Origin of the sequence: uncultured Sphingomonas sp., from assembly GCF_913774285.1 — a bacterium.
Lineage (GTDB): Bacteria > Pseudomonadota > Alphaproteobacteria > Sphingomonadales > Sphingomonadaceae > Sphingomonas.
This window is the reverse complement of sequence record NZ_CAJYHX010000008.1, coordinates 232,254-253,937: the sequence shown is the minus strand read 5'-3', so window position 1 is coordinate 253,937 and position 21,684 is coordinate 232,254. Positions and strand designations below refer to the sequence as shown.

The following is a 21,684-nucleotide window of genomic DNA, read 5'->3' as shown; positions in this document are numbered from 1 at the left end:
TCAACCAGTGCGGCCCGGGCGGGGATCCCCGTCCGGGCCGTTCTGAGTCTGGCGCAGGCCCAGCGCAGAGAGCGCACGGAAGGTGATCGACCAGCGCGGTTCGGCCATCGGGGCGATGCTGTGCTCCCAGGCGTGGCGCACCTCACCGGCGAGCAGGTAGATCGAGCGGGGGGCGAGCAACTGCTCGGCGCGATCGAAGGCGCGCGGGCCGGTCCGGCGGCGCAGGCGCAGTGTGGCGGAGGCGCCGAGCGAGATGCCCACCACTTCCTCGAAGACCGGCCGGTCGCGGTGCCAGCCGATTCCGGCGCCGACGGGATAGTGGATCAGCAGCGCCTGGACGAGCGTGCCCGGCGCGAGACCGGCAAAGGCCTCCGCCCGATCGCGCAGCGGCGCCAGCCAGTCGGGGAAGGGCTCGGCGCGCGCGAAGCCGCCGTCCTCGAAGTCGTAGCGCCAGCCGTAACTTGTTGTGTGGCGGTTACCGGTCCAGCCCTGGAAGCGGAAGGGCGCCAGCCCGGACGAGTCGATCGCCGCGACGGCAGCGGATTCCTCGGTGTCGGTCAGGAAGTTGGCTTGCGTTCTCAGACCGGAGGGGCCCGGCACGTCGAACAGATCCGCTTGGTGCGCCGTCATGCTCGCTCAACCTTTGAAACGTTGGTACGCTCCCAAAATGCGCATGCTGCGCGAGACACATGGCCGCAAAAATGCATATATATGATGTCTCATATTGATCCAGGTTTATGAATTTCCTGGATTTTTTGTCGCGTGACGGGTTGCTTGGCATAGGATACACGCATAGCCATGGTCGCCGTGAAGAACGATATGATCGAGGTAATCGACCACGCGTCGCAGTTTTTGAAGGCGCTGTCCGGCCGCAGCCGCCTGCTGCTTCTCTGCCATCTGGTGGATGGCGAGAAATCGGTAGGGGAACTGGCACGGCTGACCGGTGCTCGCGACACGGCGGTCTCCCAGCAACTCGCCCTGCTGCGCCGCGAGGGCATGGTCTCTGCCAGGCGTGCCGGCCAGATGATCTTCTACTCGCTGGCCAGCCCGGAGGCACGCCGCATGCTCGAGGCGCTGAACGACCTGTTCTGCGCCAATGACAGCGTGAACGGCATCCTGCTCAAGCCCGAAGTTCCCGAGAACGCCTGACCCGCACCGGCGGGACAGACCCGCCGGACGCGTTCAGCGCCGCGGTCGCTCGATCGCGGCGCGCGCTGCGGGCACGATCAACTCCATCGCGCGGTTCGCCCGCATCCGGTGCCAGCCGAACAGGTCGCCGACGGGGCGGCGTGCCTGGTCCCGGGCCACCTCTGCCGTGGCATCGGATGCATCGCCGGTGCGCGCGCTGACCCGGGCGATGCGGTCGCGATCCGGTGCCTCCAGCCAGATGCCGGTGAACGGCACCCGCGCCTGCAGCGCCAGCGCCTCGGCCACTTCGCGCTCGCTCCGATTGAGGAACACTGCGTCGAGGATCACCGTCGAGCCGCAGGCGAGGTGGTCGTCGGCCGATTCGAACAGCGCCTCATAGGTTTCGGCATCATTGCGGCGAGTATAGTGCGACGGCGGCAGCCGCGTCTCGGGCGGCAGGCCGGCGAGCCGCTTGCGGAACACGTCGGAGCGCAGAACCCGCGCGCCGGGGCGGCGGCCATAGAGACCGCCGAGCAGCCGTGCCAGGCTCGACTTGCCGGTGCCCGAAAGGCCGCCGATCACGATCAGCTGCGGTGCCGAGGGCTCAAGGAAGCGGTCCGCCGATTCGGGATCGTCCATCTGCAGCGACAGCATCAGCGGCAGCAGCGCCCAGCCGGTGGCGCCCTGGGGCGACAGGTCGAGATAGCGGTTGGCGAGAATGCTGGCGTCGGTCGCCCGCCCCTCGGCGAGCAGCGCTGCCAGCGGCCCGGCGAGATCGAACAGGATGTCGACCGGCGCGCCGTCGTCGATCCTCCGCACCCGGCCCGCGCGTGCGCGCCGCTCGATATCGCCGCCGAGCAGGGCGAGCGCGCTGCGCTGGGCGCTGGTACGGGCGCGCTCCATCAGCATCTGGCGGAAGGCGGCGCCGGCGGGGGTGACGGTGGCGCGACCGTGCGCCCGCACGGTTGCCTCGGCCAGGCGGTGCAGTGCCGCGACGTCGATCGTGCTGGGAAGCGGTATCTCTCCGCCCGATCCTTGCCGTCTCGCGGCCGCTGCGGCCATTGCCCTGCTCCCTGGTTTCGACGGCGACTCAGCCGATCGGACAAGTCTATACTTCCAAAATCTGAACGGGAGCGTACCGAGGTTAGCGCCGTGTGGCGGTTTTCATCAATTTCGTCGCAGTCATTGTGTGGAGCGGCGTGCGCTGAAATTCCCGGTCGTATGGCGCCACCCGCGGTGCGCTGCCGTCCTTGCGCGGCTTGAAGCCGTTCAGCCAGCTATACTTGTCGCACATCCCCCAGAACAGCATGTCGCGCAGCTGCGGATAGCCGAATAGTATGTCGAGATAGACGCCGGCATAGTCGGCCACTTGCCGGTCGCGCGCAGCGATGTCGGTGGGCAGATGCTGGTCGGCGACGTCGAACTCGGTGATCAGCAGCGCATAGCCCATGCCGGTGACCGCATCGAGAAACTGGCGCCACGGCTTCTCCTGCCGCGCCGCGAGCACGCCGGCCGGAGCATCGCTGGCGGGCTCGATATGCGACTGTACGCCCAGTGCATCGACCGGCACGCCGCGCTTGCGGAAGCCTTCGAGCAGGCGGAGCACGCCGTCGCGGTGCGCCTCGTTGCCGGGCTCCCAGCTCATATAGTCGTTGTACACCAGCTGCGCGTGCGGCGCGGCGGCGCGGGCGGTGTGGAAGGCGTGGTCGAGCATCGGCACGGTGCCGCCGAACGCGCGCGACAGGCTTGTCTCGCGTAAGCCGCCGGTTTTCTCATCGACCGTCTCGTTGACCACGTCGTAGCTGCCGATCCGCTTGGCGTAGCGATGGCAGACCGTGTCGACATGGGTGGTGAGCAGCCGTTCGGCCTCGCGCCGCGGCGTGCCGCCGAATTCGTACTCGTTCAGCCAGCGGGGGAAATACTGGCTCTTGTGCCAGAGCAGCGTGTGGCCGCGCATCGCCATGCGGTGCGCCTCGGCCCAGTCGAGCATCGCGTCGAAATGGGCGAAGTCGAACCTGTCCGGGGCAGGGCGGGTGGCCTGCCATTTGAGCTGGTTCTCGGGCACGAGCAGCCCGCAATCGCGCTGGAGCAGCGCGGCATAGCGCGGATTGGCGAACGAGCCGGCATCGGCGCCGGGCGGGCTCCAGGCGAAGGCGGAGCCGATCCGCATGTTCTTCTGGCCCGCCATGGTATTGAGCCCCGGCAGCTGGGAGGTCGCGCGGGCGGCCAGCGGCAGCGCGGCGGTAGCGGCCGCACCGGCGAGCAGCGCGCGGCGGTCGATGGAAACTCCGTTGGCCATGAAACCCTCTCCTGATCGCGCCTTGGGGCGTCGCGTGTTTGGTAGCGATACCATGTTTGGCCTGCTACACGCTTGTCAACAACGCGAACGATCGCGGACGAGAGAGGGCGCAATGCGGGCGGCATATCAGGCGATTTTATGGATTTTGGCGGCATTTGCCTTTGCGAATCAGGCGCATGCCGAAACCGGCTATGATCTGTGGCTGCGCTACCGGCCGCTCGACGCGGGCACCGTGCAGCGGGTGGCACCCAAGCTCCGCTACGTGGTGGCCGACGGCAGCCGCCCGACCGTTCGCGCGGCGCTCGACGAGCTCGATCGCGGTCTTGCCGGGCTGATCGGCACCGCGCCGGCACATGCGAGCGCGGTGCAGGGCGAGGGTGGGGTGGTGCTCGCCACCGTGGGCTCGCCGCTTCTCAAGGGCATGAACCTGCCGCTGGCCGCGCTCGGCCGCGAGGGTTTCCTGCTCCGCACCGTGACGATCGGCGGGGCCAGGGTGACGCTGATCGCCGCGAACAGCGACTCCGGGCTGCTCTATGGCAGCTTCCGCCTGCTCAAATTGCTCCAGCTTCGCGAACCGATCGATGCGCTCGACGTGCAGGATGCCCCCAAGCTGCAGCTGCGCGTGCTCGACCATTGGGACAATCTCGATCGCTATGTCGAGCGCGGCTATGCTGGCCAGTCGCTGTGGGACTGGCAGAAGCTGCCCGGCTACAAGGATCCGCGTTACACCGACTATGCCCGCGCCAATGCCTCGATCGGCATCAACGCGGTGGTGCCCAACAACGTCAATGCCAATGCCGATATCCTGACCGCGCCATACCTCCAGAAGGTGAAGGCGCTGGCGGAGGTGTTCCGCCCCTATGGCATCCGCATCTACCTGACCGCGCGCTTCTCCGCCCCGATCGAGATCGGCGGGCTCAAGACCGCGGACCCGCTCGATCCGGCGGTCCGCGCCTGGTGGAAGGCCAAGGCCGACGAGATCTACGCGGTGATCCCCGATTTCGGCGGCTTCCTGGTCAAGGCCAATTCGGAGGGCCAGCCGGGCCCTTCCGACTACAAGCGCAGCCATGCCGACGGCGCCAACATGCTCGCCGATGCGCTCGCCTCGCACGGCGGCGTGGTGATGTGGCGCGCCTTCGTCTATTCCGAGCATAATGACGCCGATCGCCACAAGCAGGCCAATGACGAGTTCGTGCCGCTCGACGGGAAGTTCCGCGATAACGTCCTGCTCCAGGTGAAGAACGGCGCGATCGACTTCCAGCCGCGCGAGCCGTTCCACCCGCTGTTCGGCGCGATGCCCAAGACGCCGCTGATGCTCGAGGTGCAGATTACCAAGGAGTATCTCGGCTTCGCGACGCATCTCGCCTATCTGGGGACGATGTGGGAGGAGGTGCTGGAAAGCGACACCTTCCGCCCGCGCGCGGGCAGCACCATCGCCAAGGTGCTGGAGACGCCGGTCGCCCCCAAGGCGCTCACCGGCATGGCCGGCGTCGCCAATATCGGGACGGACGTGAACTGGAGCGGATCGCAGTTCGACCAGGCCAACTGGTACGCCTATGGCCGGCTCGCCTGGGATCCGGCCGCCAAGGCCGCTGACATCGCCCGCGACTGGGCACGACTGACCTGGAGCCTCGACCCGGCGGTGGTCGACCCTATCGTCGCGATGATGCTGGAATCGCGCGAGGCGGTGGTGAATTACATGACGCCGCTCGGGCTCGGCCATGTGATGGCGACCGGGCATCATTACGGCCCTGGCCCCTGGGTGTCGAACCTCGCCCGGCCCGAGTGGAACCCGGCCTATTATCACCGTGCCGACGCGAACGGGATCGGCTTCGATCGTACCCCCACCGGCACCAACGCCCTCGGGCAATATGCGCCGCAGCTGGCGAAGCGCTGGGGCGACCTGAAGACGGTGCCGGACAGCCTGCTGCTCTGGTTCCACCACGTTCCCTGGGACTATCGGATGCGCTCGGGCGCAACGCTGTGGGACAGCCTGGTCGTCCATTACGACACCGGCATCGCCACGGTGGAGGACATGCAGCACCGCTGGGCCGGGCTGGAGGGCAAGGTCGACGCCCGCCGCTGGGCCGAGGTGCGCGACTTCCTCGCCATTCAGCGCGGGGAAGCGCAGTGGTGGCGCGATGCCTCGATCGCGTACTGGCAGTCGCTGTCGAAGCGCCCGCTGCCCGCCGGCCATCTGGCTCCGCCGCATCCGCTCAGCTATTACGAGGCGATCCGGACGCCGCATGCGCCCGGTAACGGCAAATAACGAGGGGAGCGGGATGCGGACGCTAGGGATGGGGCTGCTCGCCGGCATGGTGCTGGCGAGCCCGGTGGTGGCGCAGCAGCGCGCCGTGATCGACCTCAACCAGATCGGCTTCGAGCCCGGCGACGTGAAGCTCGCCGTGCTGCGCGGCGCGGGAACGGCCCCGCTGCCCTGGTTGTTGCTGGACGCCGATGGCAACGCTGTCGGCAAGGGCGAGACGTTCGTCTACGGGCCCGATGCAAGCTCGGGCGCGGTGGTGCAGCGGATCGACTTTTCGGGCTTTCGCCGTGCGGGGAAGGGCTATCGGCTGTCGGTCGCCGGGGTGACCAGCGATCCGTTCGCGATCGCGCCGAGCCTCTACCGGCCGCTCGCGCGCGACGCCGCCAACTTCTTCTACCAGCAGCGCGCCGGCACGCCGATCGAGGCCAAGTTCGCCGGTGCCGCCTGGGCCCGACCCGCGGGCCATGCGCACGAGGTAGCGGGCTGCTTCTCCGGCGCCGACGAGCGCGGCACGGTCTGGCCGGGCTGCAGCTACACGCTCGACGTGACGGGCGGCTGGTACGACGCGGGTGACCACGGCAAATATGTCGTCAATGGCGGCATTGCGCTGTGGACGCTGCTCAACGCCTATGAGCGGCGCCCCAAGGCCTTCCCGGACGGGTCGCTGCGCATCCCGGAAAGCGGCAACGGCGTGAGCGACCTGCTCGACGAGGCGCGCTGGGAAATGGAATTCCTGCTGCGGATGCAGATCGCGGACGGGGTGCGGACGCGGGTGCCTTCGGGCCCGCTCGGCGCGCCCAAGCCGGGCCGCCCCGCCTGGGAGCCGAGCTTCCCGCCCTTCGCCGAGATCGACGCCGGCGGCATGGCCCACCAGAAGGTCGCCGAACGCAACTGGACCGCGCTGCCGACCCCGCCGCAGAACGATCGCGAGGAACGGCTGCTCTACCCGCCGACGACCGGCGCAACCCTCAACCTTGCGGCGACGGCAGCGCAGTGCGCGCGGCTGTGGCGCGGGGTGGACGATGCGTTCGCTGCGCGCTGCCTCACCGCCGCGCGACGGGCCTGGGCGGCGGCGCAACGCAACCCGCAGGTTTTTGCCACCAGCAGCTTCACCGGCAGCGGCGGCTATGGCGACACCAGCCTGAGCGACGAGTTCTACTGGGCCGCCGCCGAACTCTACGCGACCACCGGCGAGGAAGCCTTCCGCAAGGCGGTAACCGGCTCGCCGCATTTCGGCGAGGCGGTGCGGGCGCCGGGCTGGAGCTTCACCGCGCCGCTCGGCACGATCACGCTGGCGACGGCGAAGACGGGCCTTAGCGACGCCGAGGTGCAGAGGCTGCGCGCGACGCTGATCGCGGCCGCCGACGGCATCCTCGAGCAGCGCCGCCAGAACGGCTATGCGGCCCCCTATCGCGCCACCGGCTATCCCTGGGGATCGAACGGCGACCTGATGAACCAGGCGATGCTGCTCGGCGTGGCGAGCGACCTGACCGGCGACGCGAAGTATCGCGCGGGCATCGTCTCCGCGCTCGACTATCTGCTGGGGCGCAACCCGATGGGCACCTCCTATGTCAGCGGCTACGGCACGCGGTCGCTCCAGAACCCGCACCACCGTTTCTGGGCGCATTCGCTGGACGCCAAGCTGCCGGGGCCGCCGCCGGGCGTGCTCTCGGGCGGGGCGAACGACACGGCGCTGGCCGATCCGGTGGCAATGCAGCTCAAGGGCAAGTGCGTCGCCCAGACCTGCTGGGCCGACGACATCCACGCCTATGCCCTCAACGAAGTCGCGATCAACTGGAATGCGCCGTTGTTCTGGGTGGCAGCGTGGATGGATGATTAGGGGTCTGTCACGAGCCGCGAGTACCGCGATACCGGACTCTTTGCGCATGGTGATAGGCTTGTGATCATGGCTGAACTGATCTTCGAAATCTGGCGCGATGAGGCCACAGGGGAGCAGGCCATGGCGCGGGTAAGTGAGCAAAGCGACCGAGTACGCGTGGCCACAATGCCGAATGCGGCGCTGATCCATCGCTTTAGCGCCGTTTCCGATTTTGACGCATTCCGAAAAAACCATGATCTGAATGGCTCGGGCATCTGGAGACCGGAGCCGGACTGGACGGAACAATTGTTCACCGACGAAGAGGCCGCTGAGCAGGCAATCTTCATCTCGAAGCGGAACGGCAGCTAGCCACCATTCTTTGCCAAAGCACCGCTTCGCGTGTCGGGACGAAAGAAGCACCCGCATGCAACATCGCAAGTCAGGCTGCAGTCAACGCGCTGAAGGCACGCTTTGACGATTTGGCCTGGGCCGGGCGCAGACAGCTGACACGCGTCTGGGCAGGTAAAGCACGAGATGCGGGAGGACTTCAGCTTGAAGGCAGGATTGGCAGCGATCATGACGGTGCTTGTGGCGAGCGCGCCTGCAAAAGCACAGGAATGGTTCGCGCCTGGTTACTTCGACAACTGGGCGTTCAATAACCATGCTGCTGAGGTGCTGCGACGCTCGCACAAGCAGATCTTCGGCGAGGATGTGGAAGAGACGCTGCGCTCTCGGCATCCTGCGGAAAAGTCCGCCCCGCCGGCACCGATCATCGCCGGCGATGCGGTACAGAGGATCGCCCGGCAGCTATCGAACAGCTTTCCCGCCGGTGATCGCGACAAGGCTAGACGCATGTTCGTCGATCTCTATGGCAAATATGGCCAGCTCGAACGGCAATTGCGCGTTCGTCCGGGGGATCCGGCGGGTGCGACGGCTGCGCTGATCGCCGCAAGCTACATGGCCTTTGCGGACGCCGACCTGGGCGACGCTGCGTTCCGCAGCCTCTATGCCCAGCTGCGCGCGCCTGTTGCTGCGGTGCAAGTCGATGCGTCCGCAGCCGAGGCTCATGTCACCATGGCAATCCTCGCTACCTATCTGGCGGCCATGCGCGAGGCGCTCAAAGCACACCCGGATCCCACGCGTTCCGCAGCGCTGCGGAACGCGGGCGGCAATTACCTGCGCGCGCTGCTGGGTGTTGACCCGGAAAGGGTGCGGCTCGGCCCCAAGGGGCTCGATCTCCTCTAGCGGCTTCTTGCAAGCGGATGCGTCGCCGCAAAAGCGTTCAAGCCGAAGGGTGGCTGGCGGAGCAATAGCGGCGTCGAACGGCCCCTGCAAAATCCGGCAGGGAGGCTGCTGCGCTTCGCAACCTCCCTGCCACGCACCTCACTTCACCGTCAGCGTCGCGCTCTTCAGCGTCGCCGAGTCCGGGCCAGACGAAATCGTGAACGTCCCCGGTTCCACGACATGGCGCATCTGGCTGTTCCACAGCGCCAGATCGTCCGGCGTCAGTTCGAAGCGAACCGTCTTTTTCTCGCCCGGCTTGAGCGTCACCCGCTCGAAGCGCTTGAGCTCGATCACCGGCCGGGTGACCGAGGCCTCGTCGTCATGGACGTAGAGCTGGACGACCTCGTCGCCGGCGACCTTGCCGGTGTTGGTCACGTCCACCTCGACCGTCGCCTTGTCGGCGATGCCGATCGTGGGCGTGCCGAGGCGCGGGGCCGCGATGTCGAAGCTCGTGTAGCTCAGGCCATAGCCGAAGGGATAAAGCGGGCTGGTGTCGCCGAACAGATAGCCGCGCCGCGCGCTCGGCTTCTTGTTGTAGTAGATCGGCAACTGGCCGACGTTGCGCGCGATCGACACCGGCAGCTTGCCGCCCGGATTGTAGCGGCCGAACACCACGTCGGCGATCGCATTGCCGGTCTGCTCGCCGAGATACCAGCCCTCGATCAGCGCCGGTGCCTTTTCCGCCAGATAGTTCACCGCATAGGGGCGGCCGTTGAGCAGGATCACGACGACCGGCTTGCCGAGCGCGATCAGTTCCTTGGCGAGCTGGTCCTGCGGCCCCGGCAGGTCGAGCGTCTCGCTGTCGCCGAGGTGATTGTCGGCCCAGGCCTCGCGGCTCACCGCCTCGTTGCCGCCGAGCACCAGCACCACGACATCGGCATTCTTCGCCGTCTCCACCGCCTGGGCGCGGAGCTGGTCGTTCACCGATGCGGGTACCTGCGCCACCGCATCCTTCGACCATTCGCGATGGTCGGTGATGCGGATGCCCTCGGCATAGTCGACCGCGAACTTGCCCTTGCCCTCGGCCTGCATGCCTTCGAGCACGCTGACGACATGGTTGGGCAGGTCCGAATAGCCGCCGATCGGCGTATCCTTGGCATGGGTGCCGATCACCGCCATGCGCTTGATGCCCCTGGCGTCGAGCGGCAGCAGGCCCTGCGCGTTCTTGAGCAGCACGATCGATTCGCGCGCCGCCTGGCGGGAAAGGGCGATCGCCTCGGGCGTGTTGGTGCGCGCCGCCGCCAGCTTCACTTCGGGATAGGGGTTCTCGAACAGCCCGCCTTCGAACTTCATCCGCAGCACGCGGCGCACGGCATTGTCGATCTCGCCCTGGCTGACCCGGCCTTCCTTCACCAGCTGGAGCAGGTGGGTATAGGCCTCGCCGTCCGGCGTCTCGACATCGACGCCCGCCTCGAGCGCGCGCTGCGCCGCGTCCTTGGGATCCTTGAACATGTGGTGGCGGGTGATCAGCTCGCGGATCGCGAAATAGTCGCTGACCACGGCGCCCTGAAAGCCCCATTCGCCGCGCAGCACATCGGTCAGCAGCCATTTGTTGGCGTGGCTGGGGATGCCGTCGATCTCGTTATAGCTGGCCATCACCGACATCACGGGGAGCGTCTTCACCGCGGCTTCGAACGGCGGGAAGAAATCCTCGCGCAGCGTCCGCTCGCCGAGCGAGGCGGGGCCGACATTGGTGCCGTTCTCGGGCTGGCCATGGCCGGTCATGTGCTTGAGGGTGATGAACACCTTGTCCGACTTGAGCGGCAGCGTGGTGCCCTGGAAGCCGCGGATCGCGGCCAGGCCCATCTGGGTGACGAGATAGGGATCCTCGCCATAGGTTTCCTCGATGCGGCCCCAGCGCGGATCGCGGGCGACATCAACCACGGGGGCGAGGACGAGATTGGCGCCACGCGCGCGGGCCTCCCGGGCGGCCATCGAGAAGATGTTCTCGACCAGCTTGGGGTCCCAGCTGCTGGCAAGGCCGATCGACTGCGGGAAGCTGGTGGCGCCCGGGGCGACCAGGCCGTGCAGCGACTCCTCGTGCATCAGCATCGGGATGCCGAGCCGCGTCTTCTCCATCGCCCATTTCTGGGCGGCATAGACGTAGCGGGCGGTTTCTTCCGGGCTGCGGTTGACCGCGCCCGCCACGGCGCCCGCGGCATCCCCCTGGCCGGCGGCGACGCCGCGGCGGTCATAGGGGCGCGAGATCATGCCCAGGCCGTTGGGGAAGTTGGCGCTCGCCTTGGCCGGATCGAACTCGCCCTTGGCGTCCTGGATCAGCCCCTTGTTGAGCCACAGCGCCTGGAGCTGCTGGACCTTCTCCTCCAGCGTCATGCGGGCGAGGAGGTCGTCGACGCGCGCCTCCACCGGCTGGCTTGCGTCCTTGTAAAGCGGCTTGCCCGCGCGCTCGGTCTGGGCGGCGGCGGGCTGGGCGGCGATGAAGGGCGTGAGAGCGCTCGCAGCGATGGCAAGCGCGGCGACGCGACGAAATGAGCGCATGTTCCTCTCCCTGAAGACGGGCGACTATCGTACCGTCGCCTCTTGCCATGGTGGTAGCGCTATCAGCTATAACGGGGCGTAACGAACCGGGTCAACCGGGGGTGCCGGGGCACGCGAACGATTGCAATCATGATAGCGCGCACTTAAGCGTTCGTGCAGGAGGGGGGATGACCAAACCAAGCCGGCGCAGCCGGGGCAGCATCACCGTACAGGACGTGGCCCGCGAGGCAGGCGTTTCCGCCATGACCGTGTCGCGTGTCGTCAACGGCGGCACCAATGTGCGCGAAGCGACTCGGGAAGCCGTGCTCGCGGCGATCGCCAAGCTCAACTACTCGCCGAACAGCGCCGCGCGCAGCCTGGCCGCAGGGGAAGCGACCCAGATCGGGCTGCTCTACTCCAACCCGTCGGCCGCCTATCTCTCGCAATTCCTGATCGGCGCACTGGCCGCCGCGCGGCGGGCAGGGTGTCATCTCGTGCTCGAAGCCTGCGAAGGCGAACGCGCTGAGGAGCAGGCCGAGGCGACCCGCGGTTTCGTGCAGACGCATGTCCAGGGCGTGATCCTCCCGCCGCCGCTCTCCGAAGTGACGGCGGTGCGCGACGAGCTGGAAGCGGCGGGGATTCCCTGGGTATCGGTGGCGATGGGGCTGCCGCCCGAGGGCAGCCTCAACGTCCGCATCGACGATTTCGCCGCCGCCTGCGCGATGACCCAGCATCTGATCGACATGGGGCATCGGCATATCGGCTTCATCCGCGGCAACCCCAACCAGACCTCCAGCGCCGAGCGCTATCGGGGCTTCTGCGCGGCCATCGAGGAGGCGGGGCTGGACCTCGCCGCGATGCCGGTCGAGCAGGGCTATTTCACCTTCCGCTCGGGCATCGTCGCCAGCGAGGCGTTGCTCGACCTGCCGGAGCCGCCGACTGCGATCTTCGCCAGCAACGACGACATGGCCGCAGCCGCCGTGGGCGTGGCGCACCGGCGAGGCCTGCACGTGCCGCAGGATTTGAGCGTCGTCGGATTCGACGATACCGCGCTCGCCACCACCATGTGGCCCGAGCTGACCACCGTCCGCCAGCCGATCGCGGCGATGGCGGAGGCGGCGCTGACCATGTTGCTCGACGAACTTCGCCCCGGCGGAAAGATCGACGAGCCCGAACAAGTGCTTGCACATCAGCTCATCGTGCGCGAATCCTGCGCGCCGCCACCCCGGCGATAGGACAACGCTGGCAGAATCTTGCGCATCGGCGCCTGCCGGCTTGCTTTTCCAGGTTGCACGCGCCAGCGTTACCGCTAACAAATCGGCCCAACTTCCCGGGCTAGGAGAGGGATCGGATGAATCAGACGGCGGAGCGGGCCAATATCGGCCTGATCGGCGCCATCGTGGCCGTAGCCACGATCGGCGGACTACTTTTCGGCTATGACAGCGGCGCGGTGAACGGCACCCAGCCGGGCCTGCAGGCGGCGTTTGCGCTCGACGAGGCGGGGCTCGGCTTCACCGTCGGCTCGCTGCTGATCGGCTGCGTCGCGGGCGCCTTCTTCGCCGGCACGCTGGCGGACCAGATGGGCCGCCGCAACGTGATGCGGCTCGCCGCGCTGCTGTTCCTCGGTGGCGCGCTCGTCCAGGGCTTCGCGCACGACCACACGATCTTCGTCATCGCCCGTATCGCCGGCGGTATCGCGGTGGGCGCCGCCTCGGTGCTGTCGCCCGCCTATATCTCCGAAGTCGCGCCCGCGAACATTCGCGGCCGGATGACGACGGTGCAGCAGATCATGATTATCTCCGGCCTCACCGCCGCGTTCGTGGTCAACTATTACCTGGCCGGTGCTGCCGGTGCCTCGACCAACAAGTTCTGGGCGGGTCTGGAAGCATGGCGCTGGATGTACCTGATGCAGGCGCTGCCGGCGGCGATCTTCCTTGTCGCGCTGTTCTTCATTCCGGAAAGCCCGCGCTTCCTGGTCGCCAAGGGCCGCACCGAGGAAGCCACCAAGGTGCTGACCGACCTGTTTGGTCCGCATACCGCGCGCACCAAGCTGGAGGAAATCCGGGCCAGCTTCACCGCCGATCACCGCCCGAGCTTCCGCGATCTGATCGATCCGCGCACCGGCAAGATCCGCACCATCCTGTGGGCGGGCCTGGTGATCGCCGTGTTCCAGCAGCTCGTCGGCATCAACGTGATCTTCTATTACGGCTCGACGCTGTGGCAGCTGGCGGGCTTCACCGAAGCGGACTCGCTGCTGATCAACATCGTCTCGGGCGCAGTCTCGATCGCCGCCTGCCTCGTCACCATCGGTCTGGTCGACAAGATCGGCCGCAAGCCGCTGCTGCTGATCGGCTCGGCGGGCATGGCGGTGACGCTGTTCGTGCTCGTCTATGCCTTCGGCCATGGCTCGCTCGACGCGGCCGGCAAGCTCGTCCTTTCGCCTGAACTCGGCAAGATCGCCGTGGTCGCCGCCAATCTGTACGTGATCTTCTTCAACGTCAGCTGGGGCCCGGTGATGTGGGTGATGCTCGGCGAGATGTTCCCGAACCAGATCCGCGGCTCGGCGCTGGCCGTCTGCGGCTTCGCCCAGTGGTTCGCCAACTACCTGATCGCGCAGAGCTTCCCTGTGATGGCGTCCAAGCTCGGCCTGGCCGCCAGCTACACCTTCTACGCCGTCTGCGCGGCGGTCAGCTTCTTCCTCGTCCTGAAGTTCATCAAGGAAACCAAGGGCAAGGAGCTTGAGGCAATGGAGGGGTAAGAGCCTCCAGCCCCTCCTTCTGCGCTCCCCTCCCGCTTGCGGGAGGGGCTGGGGGAGGGGATGATTACAGGCGGGAGGTGCCCATTTCAGCCCCTCCCCCGACCCCTCCCGCAAGCGGAAGGGGAGTTTGGTTTGGGAGATTATCGTGACCCGCACGCCCGTCCGTCCGTTCCGATCGCGCGAATGGTTCGCCGCCCCCGGCCGCGCCGACATGGCCGCGCTCTATCTCGAGCGCTTCATGAACTACGGCATCACGCCGGCGGAGCTGACCTCGGGCAAGCCGATCATCGGCATCGCCCAGTCCGGCAGCGACATCGCGCCGTGCAACCGCATCCACTTGGAGACGGTGAAGCGCGCCCGCGAGGGCATTCTGGCGGCGGGCGGCATCCCGATGGAGTTCCCGCTCCACCCGATCTTCGAGAATTGCCGGCGGCCGACCGCGGCGCTCGATCGCAACCTCGCCTATCTCGGCCTGGTCGAGATCCTCAACGGCTATCCGATCGACGCGGTGATCCTCACCACCGGCTGCGACAAGACCACGCCGTCGTCGCTGATGGCCGCTTCCACCGTCGACATCCCGGCGATCGTCCTGTCGGGCGGGCCGATGCTCGACGGCTGGCACGAAGGCGAGCTGGTCGGCTCGGGCACCGTGATCTGGCGCTCGCGCCGCAAGATGGCGGCGGGCGAGATCGACGAGGCCGAGTTCCTTCGCCGCGCGATGGAAAGCGCGCCCTCCTCGGGCCACTGCAACACCATGGGCACCGCCTCGACGATGAACAGCATGGCCGAGGGGCTGGGCATGTCGCTCCCCGGCTGCGCGATGATCCCGGCGCCCTATCGCGAGCGCGGGCAGATCGCCTATGAGACGGGCAAGCGCATCGTCGAGATGGCCTATGAGGATCTGCGCCCGTCGAAGATCCTGACCAAGCAGAGCTTCCTCAACGCGATCAAGCTGCTCACCGCGATCGGCGGCTCGACCAACGCCCAGCCGCACCTCAACGCGATGGCCGCGCATGCCGGCATCACTATCACGCCCGAGGACTGGCAGACCGGCTATGACCTGCCGCTGATCGTCAACATGCAGCCGGCGGGCCAATATCTGTCCGAGCGCTTCCACCGTGCCGGCGGCATCCCGGCGGTGCTCAAGCTGCTGGTGGACGCGGGCATCCTCGACGGCAGCGTCGCGACCTGCACCGGCCGCACCATGGCGGAGAATGTTGCCGAGGCGCGGGTCCTCGATCCGGACGTCATCTTCCCGCTCGACAAGCCGCTGATGGAGAAGGCCGGGTTCCTGGTGCTCACCGGCAACCTGTTCGACATGGCGATCATGAAGACCAGCGTGATCTCGGAAGCATTCCGCGCGCGCTACCTCTCGACGCCGGGGCAGGAGGGCGTGTTCGAGGTCCGCGCGGTGGTGTTCGACGGGTCGGACGACTATCACCACCGGATCAACGACCCGGCGCTCGCCATCGACGACAATTGCATCCTGGTGATCCGCGGCGCGGGCGTACTGGGCTGGCCGGGCTCCGCCGAGGTGGTCAACATGCAGCCGCCCGACGCATTGCTCCAGAAGGGCATCCAGAGCCTGCCGACGCTGGGCGACGGCCGCCAGTCGGGCACGTCGGACAGCCCGTCGATCCTCAACGCCTCGCCGGAGAGTGCGGCGGGCGGCGGGCTTTCCTGGCTGCGCACCGGCGACGTGATCCGCATCGACCTAAATGCGGGTCGCGTGGACGCGCTGGTCGAGGCAGACGAGATCGCCCGCCGCAAGGGCGAGCCCGCGCCGCCGATCCCGCCGAGCAACACGCCGTGGGAGGAGCTGTACCGTGAGAAGTCGGGCCAGCTGCATGAGGGCGGCGTGCTCGAATTCGCGACCAAATATCGTGGTACCGGGCTGAAGGTGCCGCGGCACAACCATTGAGGACGGTTGGGGTGGGGGCCCGACTCACCCTCACCCTTCCGGCGCTTCGCGCCTCCCTCCCTCTCCCGCCTGCGGGAGAGGGAGGGGCCCGCTGCCGAAGGCAGTGGGAGGGTGAGGGTGACTCGCCACCAGCTACGCATCTCGCACCTCCGGCCCATTCCGGAGATGGAAAGTGTCACTCGCCAGTGATAGTTAACCATCACCAGACAACAGGGGATGGACGGGGTGGACGAGACGGCACCGGCGAAGCGGCCGCGCAATGCGGCGAACACGCGCGGCGTGATCCTGGCGGCGGCGAAGACGCTGCTCGCCGAACAAGGCTTTGCCCGCTGGGGCGTGAACGCGATCGCGCGCGCCTCGGGCTATGACAAGCAGCTGATCTACCGCTATTTCGGCGGGATGGACGGCCTCGCCGAGGCGATCGCCGCCGATGTTTCCGCCTGGATGGAAACCGCGCTGGTGCGCCCCGAGGACGTGCCGCCGCCTGCCAGCTATGCCGAGATGATGGCGCGAGTCGCGGTGGCGCTGCTCGATGCACTGCGCAGCGATCCGCTGGCGCAGAAGATCCTCGCCTGGGAACTTTCCGCCCCCTCCAAGCTCGCCACGGCCTTCACCGAGGCGCGCGGCAAGGCGCTGAGCGCCTGGATCGCCCGCGAGCGCGGCACGCTGCAGCGCCCCACGGGAATCGACGCGCCGGTACTCAATGCGCTGCTGATCGCCGCGATCCAGCAACTGGTGCTGTCGGCCGCCCAGAACGGTCGGTTTCTCGGGCTGGACCTCAGCGAGGAAGCGGGCTGGGAGCGCGTGCGCACCGGCATCGCCGTGCTGACTAAGGCGATGTTCCAGTAAAAGGCGGATCGCGCCTCAGCTCTTCGGCGGGGGCACGATCCCGTATTTGGCGGCGCGGGTGGCGACGCGGGGAGCAATCGCGGTCGCCGCAGCAATGTCTTTCGCGGCGGCCTCGCTCTGGCCCATCCGTGCCTCGATCACCCCGCGCAGGTAGAGCGTCCAGGCCTGTCGCGGCCGGATCGCCAGCGCTGCATTGAGGTCGGCAAGCGCGGCCGCCATATCGCCCTCGCGGAACGCCACCAGGCCCCGGCTATCGAGATAGGCGGCGTTGGAGGGGAGGGCGCGTACCGCCGCATCGCAGTCGCTGCGTGCGCGCTTCAGATCGCGATTGGCGAGTGCGAGCGCCCAGCAGCGGCCGTTCTGCGCCTCCGCGCGACTGCCATCCTCACGATGCGAGGCGAGCCACAGATCATATTGCCCGATTGCCGAATCGAACGCGTCGAGCGCGGTGTAGAGATGGGCGATGCGCAGCCGCTGCATGTCCTCGCGGGGCAGCTGCCCCGCGACCAGATCGAGGTCCTCCATCGCGCCCCGGGCATTGCCCGCGCGCTCCCGCACCGCGGCGCGGGTCATGCGGGTGCTGGTGTCGGCCGGGTCGAGCGCGAGCGAGGCGTCGAGGTCGTCCATCGCCAGGATCGGCCGGCCCGCAGTGAGATAGACCAGCGCGCGCTGCCGGAGATAGCGAGGATCCTTCGGGGCCAGCGTCACCGCCTGCGAATAGGCCTCGATGGCGTGCGGCAGGTCGCGCTGCGTCTGGTACATCGCACCTTGCTGGGCATAACCTTCCGCATTGAGCGTCGCACCGGCTGCAGGAGCGCCCACGGTGCTGAACCCGCTGGCGGTGTCGAGCTTCGCGCTCGCGTCGAACAGGCGGCCGCCCGTATAGGTGAAGTAGATCCGGTGCTGGGCATTCGACACGTAGACCCGGTGGGACACGAAATAGTCGGCGCCGAGCAGCATGTCGGTATCGAGGTCGCCCATATCGGCCATGCGCAGCCGCACATTGTGCAGCTCCTCATTGCCGATCTTGAGCAGCTTGAAGCTGCCGATCCAGCCCTGCTGGGCGCGCTTGCCGATACCGAAGGACCAGCCCGCCTGCTGCACGCCGGGATCGCCGGGCTTCACGCCGGCGCGCGCGGCCGCACGTAGCGAGATCACGGTTCGCTCGGCGCCGGTGTCGAACGTGGCCTTGAGCTTCGCGCCATCCAGTTCCACCGTGCCGACCGTGTGGTTGCGCGCCTCCTCCTTCGACTGGATAGGGATTTCGAAGAACGGCTTGCCCTCGGTCCAGTAGGCGAAGGCGGTCTTGCCGCAATCCTTGGGCCGGAACAGTCGGACGGCGCCGCCCGGAAAATCATATTCGACGTCGGCGAGGCCGAGGACGTTCTGGCCGAGCAGCCCGGTCTGGCCGGTGTCGGACCCGCCGACCAAAAATTCGATGTTGGGCAGGTCGGCGCCGGCAAGGCCGAAATGCGCCACGCGCGCCACTTCGGCGCTGGTGCTTCCGCCGATGCCGCTGAGGTGAAAGCCCGGCGGGGCGGCAGAGCGCGGGAGGTTCAGCGCCTTGGCTACCGGCTGCGGGATCAGGCTGAAAAATGCCCCGCTGTCGAGGAGGAAGGGGGCGGTTTTGCCGTTGATCGTGGTGTCGATGATCGGTTCGAGGCCTTTCATCGTCACCTTGAGCTCGGCGATTTTCGCGAGTTGGCAGTTGCCGGCAAGTGCAGGGCTGGCGCTGCTCGCGCCAAGGAGTGCCGAAATCCACAAATATGCGAGACGGTGGACGTGCATCGACATTCCCCCCTTTGTGCGCACCCGCGCGAATTGCGGATCGTGGCAGGGAATAGCCTAGGCGCGCAAGATGACGCGAGCCTTACGCTGCGCGGGTTTGAACGCCATCGTTGCGAAGGGAACGCTGTCGGCAGACGCCCTCCCCGGAACGATGCCGGGGAGGGGAAGGGCGTTCAGGCGCCGACGCGGATCATCGGTGCGGGCTGGCCCGCCACCGTCACCCGGAAGCTGAACAGGTCGCCCGAGGTCGGCCGCGCGACCTTGTCCTCGGCCGAGAGGTGCTTGTTGGCGGTGGTGGCGTAGACCGTCTTGAGGTCCGAGCCGCCGAACGCGATCTTGGTGATCGCATCGACCGGGAAGGGCACGGTCTCGACCAGTTCGCCGGCCGGCGAGTAGCGGCGCACCGCGGAGCCCGCGTAGAGGCTCACCCACACATAGCCTTCGCTGTCGACGCACGGGCCGTCCGGGAAGCCCTCGCCCTCGGCGATGCGGACGAATTCGCGGGGATTCGCCAGCGTGCCTTCCGCCGCGATGTCGCAGGCATAGATGACCTGGCCGAGCGTATCGACATGGTAGAGGATCTTGCCGTCGGGCGAAACGGCAGGGCCGTTGGTGATCGAGACCTTCGGGGTCGAGGCGATACAGGTTCCGTCGGCGGCGAGGCGGTAGATGGCGCCGCTGGCTTCGCTCTCGCCATCGTCCATCGTGCCGAACCATAGGCGGCCTTCGGAATCGACGGTACCGTCGTTCAGGCGGTTGCCGGGCAGGCCGGGCTCCGGATCGACCAGCGGGGTGAAGCTGCCGTCGGCGGGATCGAACTTGGCGAGGCCGGTCTGCAGCCCTGCGACGAACCCGCCGCTCGCCGCCGGGAGCGCGAAGCCCACCTGGGCCGGCGCATCCCAGCTCTGCTTGTCGCCGGTGGCGGGATCATAGCGGTGGATCTTGTGGCTCTTGATGTCGACGAACCACAGCGCGGCGTCGCGCTCCACCCAGACGGGGCCTTCGAGAAGCGGGGCTGCGAGCCCCCACACGCTCTCCGGCGCCGATACCACCACTGTGTCGGTCATCTTATCTCCAGCCTGCATCCACGAAGAATTCGTGGCTCGTTATCAGGCGTGCATCGTCGGATGCAAGGAACAGCGCTGCCGCTGCGATGTCGTCGGGCACGAGGCGGCCGGGCAGGCACTGCGCCTTGACGATCTCGGCCTCGCCCTCGGGCGTGTACCACTTCATCTGGCGCGGGGTCTTGACGTTGCCGGGGACGATGCAGACTGAACGGATGCCGTCCGGACCCAGCTCGCGCGCCAGGCTGCGGGTGAGGCCCTCGATGGCCGCCTTGGCGGTCTGGTAGAGCGTCAGCTCCTCCAGTGCGAGGTGCCAGGAGATCGAGCCGAGGTTGATGATCACGCCGGCGCGCTTCGCCTTCATCGCCGGGATCACCGCCTGCGCCATGAAGAACTGATGGCGCAGGTTCACGTTCATGCGGTTGTCCCAGTACTCCGGGGTCACCTGCTCGATCGTGTGGCGATCGTCATTTGCGGCGTTGTTGAGCAGCACGTCGAACGCGCCCTCGGCGTCGATCAGCGCCTGCACCTGCGCCTGCGCGGCGCGGATGTCGGTGAGGTCGACCTTGTGGAAACGCGGTGCGATCGGCGCATCCGCAAGGCTGGCGACCAGCGCCTTCGAATCGTCCTCGGCGATGTCGAAGAAGGTCACGTCCGCACCCTGGCGGACGAACCCTTCGACCAGCCCGGCGCCGATCCCCGAGCCACCGCCGGTGATCAGGACCCGCTTGCCCTTCAGGCTCGGATAGACGGCACGCTCAGCGGCCGGAATCGGGCCCTGCTGGAGATCGGCTTGCGACATGAAGTACCTTACGCGTTGGAGAGAAGGCCGCGGGCGGCGAGGTTGCGCATCAGATCGCGGATGCCGAACGTCCAGGGCGCGGCGGCCTTGGAGGTGGTGACGCGGTTGACGAGCGTGCCGAGCTTCGGCGTCGAGATACGGACGACGTCGCCCGGCTTGTGGGTGAAGCCGCGGCCGGGATGGTCGCGATCCTGCACCGGCGCGAACAGCGTGCCGAGGAACAGCGCAAAGCCGTCCGGATACTGGTGCTCGCTCAGCGTCTGGCGGACCAGCTCGGTAGGATCACGGCTGATCTCGGTCATCTTGTTGGTGCCCGAGAGGCGATAGCCCTCCGGTCCGTCGATGGTGAGGTCGACCACGGCGCTGCGCACATCGTCCATGGTGAAGCTGTCGTCGAACAGGCGGATGAACGGGCCGATCGAGGTCGAGGCGTTGTTGTCCTTCGCCTTGCCGAGCAGCAGCGCGCTGCGGCCTTCGAAATCGCGCAGGTTGACGTCGTTGCCGAGCGCCGCACCCTTTATATTGCCGTTGCGGTCGACGACCAGCACCACTTCCGGTTCCGGATTGTTCCAGTCGCTGTCCGAGCGGATGCCGATCTCCGCACCCCAGCCCATCGCCGACAGCACCGGGGCCTTGGTGAACACTTCCGCGTCCGGGCCGATCGCCACTTCCAGGTACTGCGACCACATGCCGGCATCGATCAGCGCGGCCTTGAGGCTGGCGGCTTCCGCCGTGCCGGGGACGACCGAGCGGATGCCCGAGCCGACCTTGGCTTCGAGATCGCCGCGGATCTCGGCGGCTTTGGCGGAATCGCCGCGGGCGCGCTCTTCGATCACCCGCTCCAGTGCCGAGACGGCGAAGGTGACGCCGGCGGCCTTCACGCATTGCAGGTCGACAGGGGCCAGGATCTGCGGCGCCGACTCGGTGCCGAGCGCCTCGACGCTGCACAGCACCTCACCGCTGAGCGTAGCGATGTCGTCGCGCTCCAGCAGGTCGGCGACGGTGGGCGCAGCGGCCGACACGTCGATCACCTGGCCGTCGCGGAGGATTACGGGGCTGGGGCCGGCAGCCGTCTGCACGCGACCGACCAGAATCGCCTGCGCATGATCGGCAGGCAGCATGTCTCTAAGCGCTTCCAAGGGACCTCTCACCAACTCGTTTCGGATTGTGATAGCGCTACCATTGGCGCTCCGGCAAAGCAAATGTCAAGCCGGGCATAGCCGGGTTC

The 21,684-nt window shown here is 67.5% G+C and carries 17 protein-coding genes; 9 read left to right on the top strand and 8 right to left on the bottom strand.

The window, feature by feature from the left end; translation table 11 throughout:
- Window positions 1-630 carry an alpha-ketoglutarate-dependent dioxygenase AlkB gene (locus tag QZ670_RS04970; protein ID WP_294252675.1) on the bottom strand — a complete coding sequence of 210 codons (630 nt, stop codon included), beginning with the start codon at window positions 628-630 and terminating at the stop codon, window positions 1-3.
- Window positions 631-798: 168 nt separating this feature from the next.
- Between QZ670_RS04970 and QZ670_RS04965 the strand changes: the two genes are divergently transcribed.
- Complete coding sequence (locus QZ670_RS04965; protein ID WP_294252674.1) at window positions 799-1,149, top strand: helix-turn-helix domain-containing protein; 351 nt, start codon at window positions 799-801, stop codon at window positions 1,147-1,149.
- A gap of 33 nt (window positions 1,150-1,182) precedes the next feature.
- Here the strand turns inward: QZ670_RS04965 and QZ670_RS04960 are convergent, their stop codons facing one another.
- Both QZ670_RS04960 and QZ670_RS04955 read right to left on the bottom strand, forming a co-directional pair.
- Window positions 1,183-2,190 carry an AAA family ATPase gene (locus QZ670_RS04960; RefSeq protein ID WP_294252673.1) on the bottom strand — a complete coding sequence of 336 codons (1,008 nt, stop codon included), beginning with the start codon at window positions 2,188-2,190 and terminating at the stop codon, window positions 1,183-1,185.
- Window positions 2,191-2,272: 82 nt separating this feature from the next.
- Window positions 2,273-3,427 (bottom strand): endo-1,4-beta-xylanase, encoded by a 1,155-nt coding sequence (locus tag QZ670_RS04955; protein WP_294252672.1) that lies wholly within the window; start codon window positions 3,425-3,427, stop codon window positions 2,273-2,275.
- Between the two features lie 112 nt (window positions 3,428-3,539).
- Between QZ670_RS04955 and QZ670_RS04950 the strand changes: the two genes are divergently transcribed.
- The 4 genes from QZ670_RS04950 to QZ670_RS04935 all read left to right on the top strand — a co-directional run bounded on the left by QZ670_RS04950 (window position 3,540) and on the right by QZ670_RS04935 (window position 8,757).
- Window positions 3,540-5,696, top strand: a complete 2,157-nt coding sequence (locus QZ670_RS04950; protein ID WP_294252671.1) for an alpha-glucuronidase family glycosyl hydrolase — start codon at window positions 3,540-3,542, stop codon at window positions 5,694-5,696.
- 13 nt (window positions 5,697-5,709) lie between these two features.
- The gene (locus QZ670_RS04945) at window positions 5,710-7,533 is read left to right on the top strand and encodes a glycoside hydrolase family 9 protein (protein ID WP_294252670.1); all 1,824 of its coding nucleotides are present in this window, start codon (window positions 5,710-5,712) and stop codon (window positions 7,531-7,533) included.
- Window positions 7,534-7,599: 66 nt separating this feature from the next.
- Window positions 7,600-7,881 (top strand): hypothetical protein, encoded by a 282-nt coding sequence (locus QZ670_RS04940; RefSeq protein WP_294252669.1) that lies wholly within the window; start codon window positions 7,600-7,602, stop codon window positions 7,879-7,881.
- Window positions 7,882-8,064: 183 nt separating this feature from the next.
- Window positions 8,065-8,757: a DUF6683 family protein gene (locus QZ670_RS04935; protein ID WP_294252668.1), complete on the top strand. Its 693-nt coding sequence runs from the start codon at window positions 8,065-8,067 to the stop codon at window positions 8,755-8,757.
- Between the two features lie 138 nt (window positions 8,758-8,895).
- Here QZ670_RS04935 and QZ670_RS04930 read toward each other — a convergent pair whose 3' ends face one another.
- Window positions 8,896-11,295 (bottom strand): glycoside hydrolase family 3 N-terminal domain-containing protein, encoded by a 2,400-nt coding sequence (locus QZ670_RS04930; RefSeq protein ID WP_294252667.1) that lies wholly within the window; start codon window positions 11,293-11,295, stop codon window positions 8,896-8,898.
- A 167-nt stretch (window positions 11,296-11,462) separates the two neighbouring features.
- On the opposite strand from QZ670_RS04930, the gene QZ670_RS04925 reads away from it, so the two are divergent.
- The 4 genes from QZ670_RS04925 (at window position 11,463) to QZ670_RS04910 (ending at window position 16,802) form a co-directional block, all read left to right on the top strand.
- Window positions 11,463-12,509 (top strand): LacI family DNA-binding transcriptional regulator, encoded by a 1,047-nt coding sequence (locus QZ670_RS04925; RefSeq protein WP_294252666.1) that lies wholly within the window; start codon window positions 11,463-11,465, stop codon window positions 12,507-12,509.
- Between the two features lie 116 nt (window positions 12,510-12,625).
- Window positions 12,626-14,032 carry a sugar porter family MFS transporter gene (locus QZ670_RS04920; protein ID WP_294252665.1) on the top strand — a complete coding sequence of 469 codons (1,407 nt, stop codon included), beginning with the start codon at window positions 12,626-12,628 and terminating at the stop codon, window positions 14,030-14,032.
- Window positions 14,033-14,174: 142 nt separating this feature from the next.
- Window positions 14,175-15,953 carry an IlvD/Edd family dehydratase gene (locus QZ670_RS04915; RefSeq protein ID WP_294252773.1) on the top strand — a complete coding sequence of 593 codons (1,779 nt, stop codon included), beginning with the start codon at window positions 14,175-14,177 and terminating at the stop codon, window positions 15,951-15,953.
- 216 nt (window positions 15,954-16,169) lie between these two features.
- On the top strand, window positions 16,170-16,802 hold the full coding sequence (locus QZ670_RS04910) for a TetR/AcrR family transcriptional regulator (RefSeq protein WP_294252664.1): 633 nt from the start codon (window positions 16,170-16,172) through the stop codon (window positions 16,800-16,802).
- Window positions 16,803-16,817: 15 nt separating this feature from the next.
- Here the strand turns inward: QZ670_RS04910 and QZ670_RS04905 are convergent, their stop codons facing one another.
- The 4 genes from QZ670_RS04905 to QZ670_RS04890 form a co-directional block, all read right to left on the bottom strand.
- Window positions 16,818-18,590, bottom strand: a complete 1,773-nt coding sequence (locus QZ670_RS04905; protein ID WP_294252663.1) for a retroviral-like aspartic protease family protein — start codon at window positions 18,588-18,590, stop codon at window positions 16,818-16,820.
- Between the two features lie 173 nt (window positions 18,591-18,763).
- Window positions 18,764-19,657, bottom strand: a complete 894-nt coding sequence (locus QZ670_RS04900; RefSeq protein ID WP_294252662.1) for an SMP-30/gluconolactonase/LRE family protein — start codon at window positions 19,655-19,657, stop codon at window positions 18,764-18,766.
- A gap of 1 nt (window position 19,658) precedes the next feature.
- On the bottom strand, window positions 19,659-20,456 hold the full coding sequence (locus QZ670_RS04895; RefSeq protein WP_294252661.1) for an SDR family oxidoreductase: 798 nt from the start codon (window positions 20,454-20,456) through the stop codon (window positions 19,659-19,661).
- A gap of 8 nt (window positions 20,457-20,464) precedes the next feature.
- The gene (locus tag QZ670_RS04890) at window positions 20,465-21,577 is read right to left on the bottom strand and encodes a fumarylacetoacetate hydrolase family protein (RefSeq protein ID WP_294252660.1); all 1,113 of its coding nucleotides are present in this window, start codon (window positions 21,575-21,577) and stop codon (window positions 20,465-20,467) included.
- Between the last annotated feature and the right edge of the window lie 107 nt (window positions 21,578-21,684).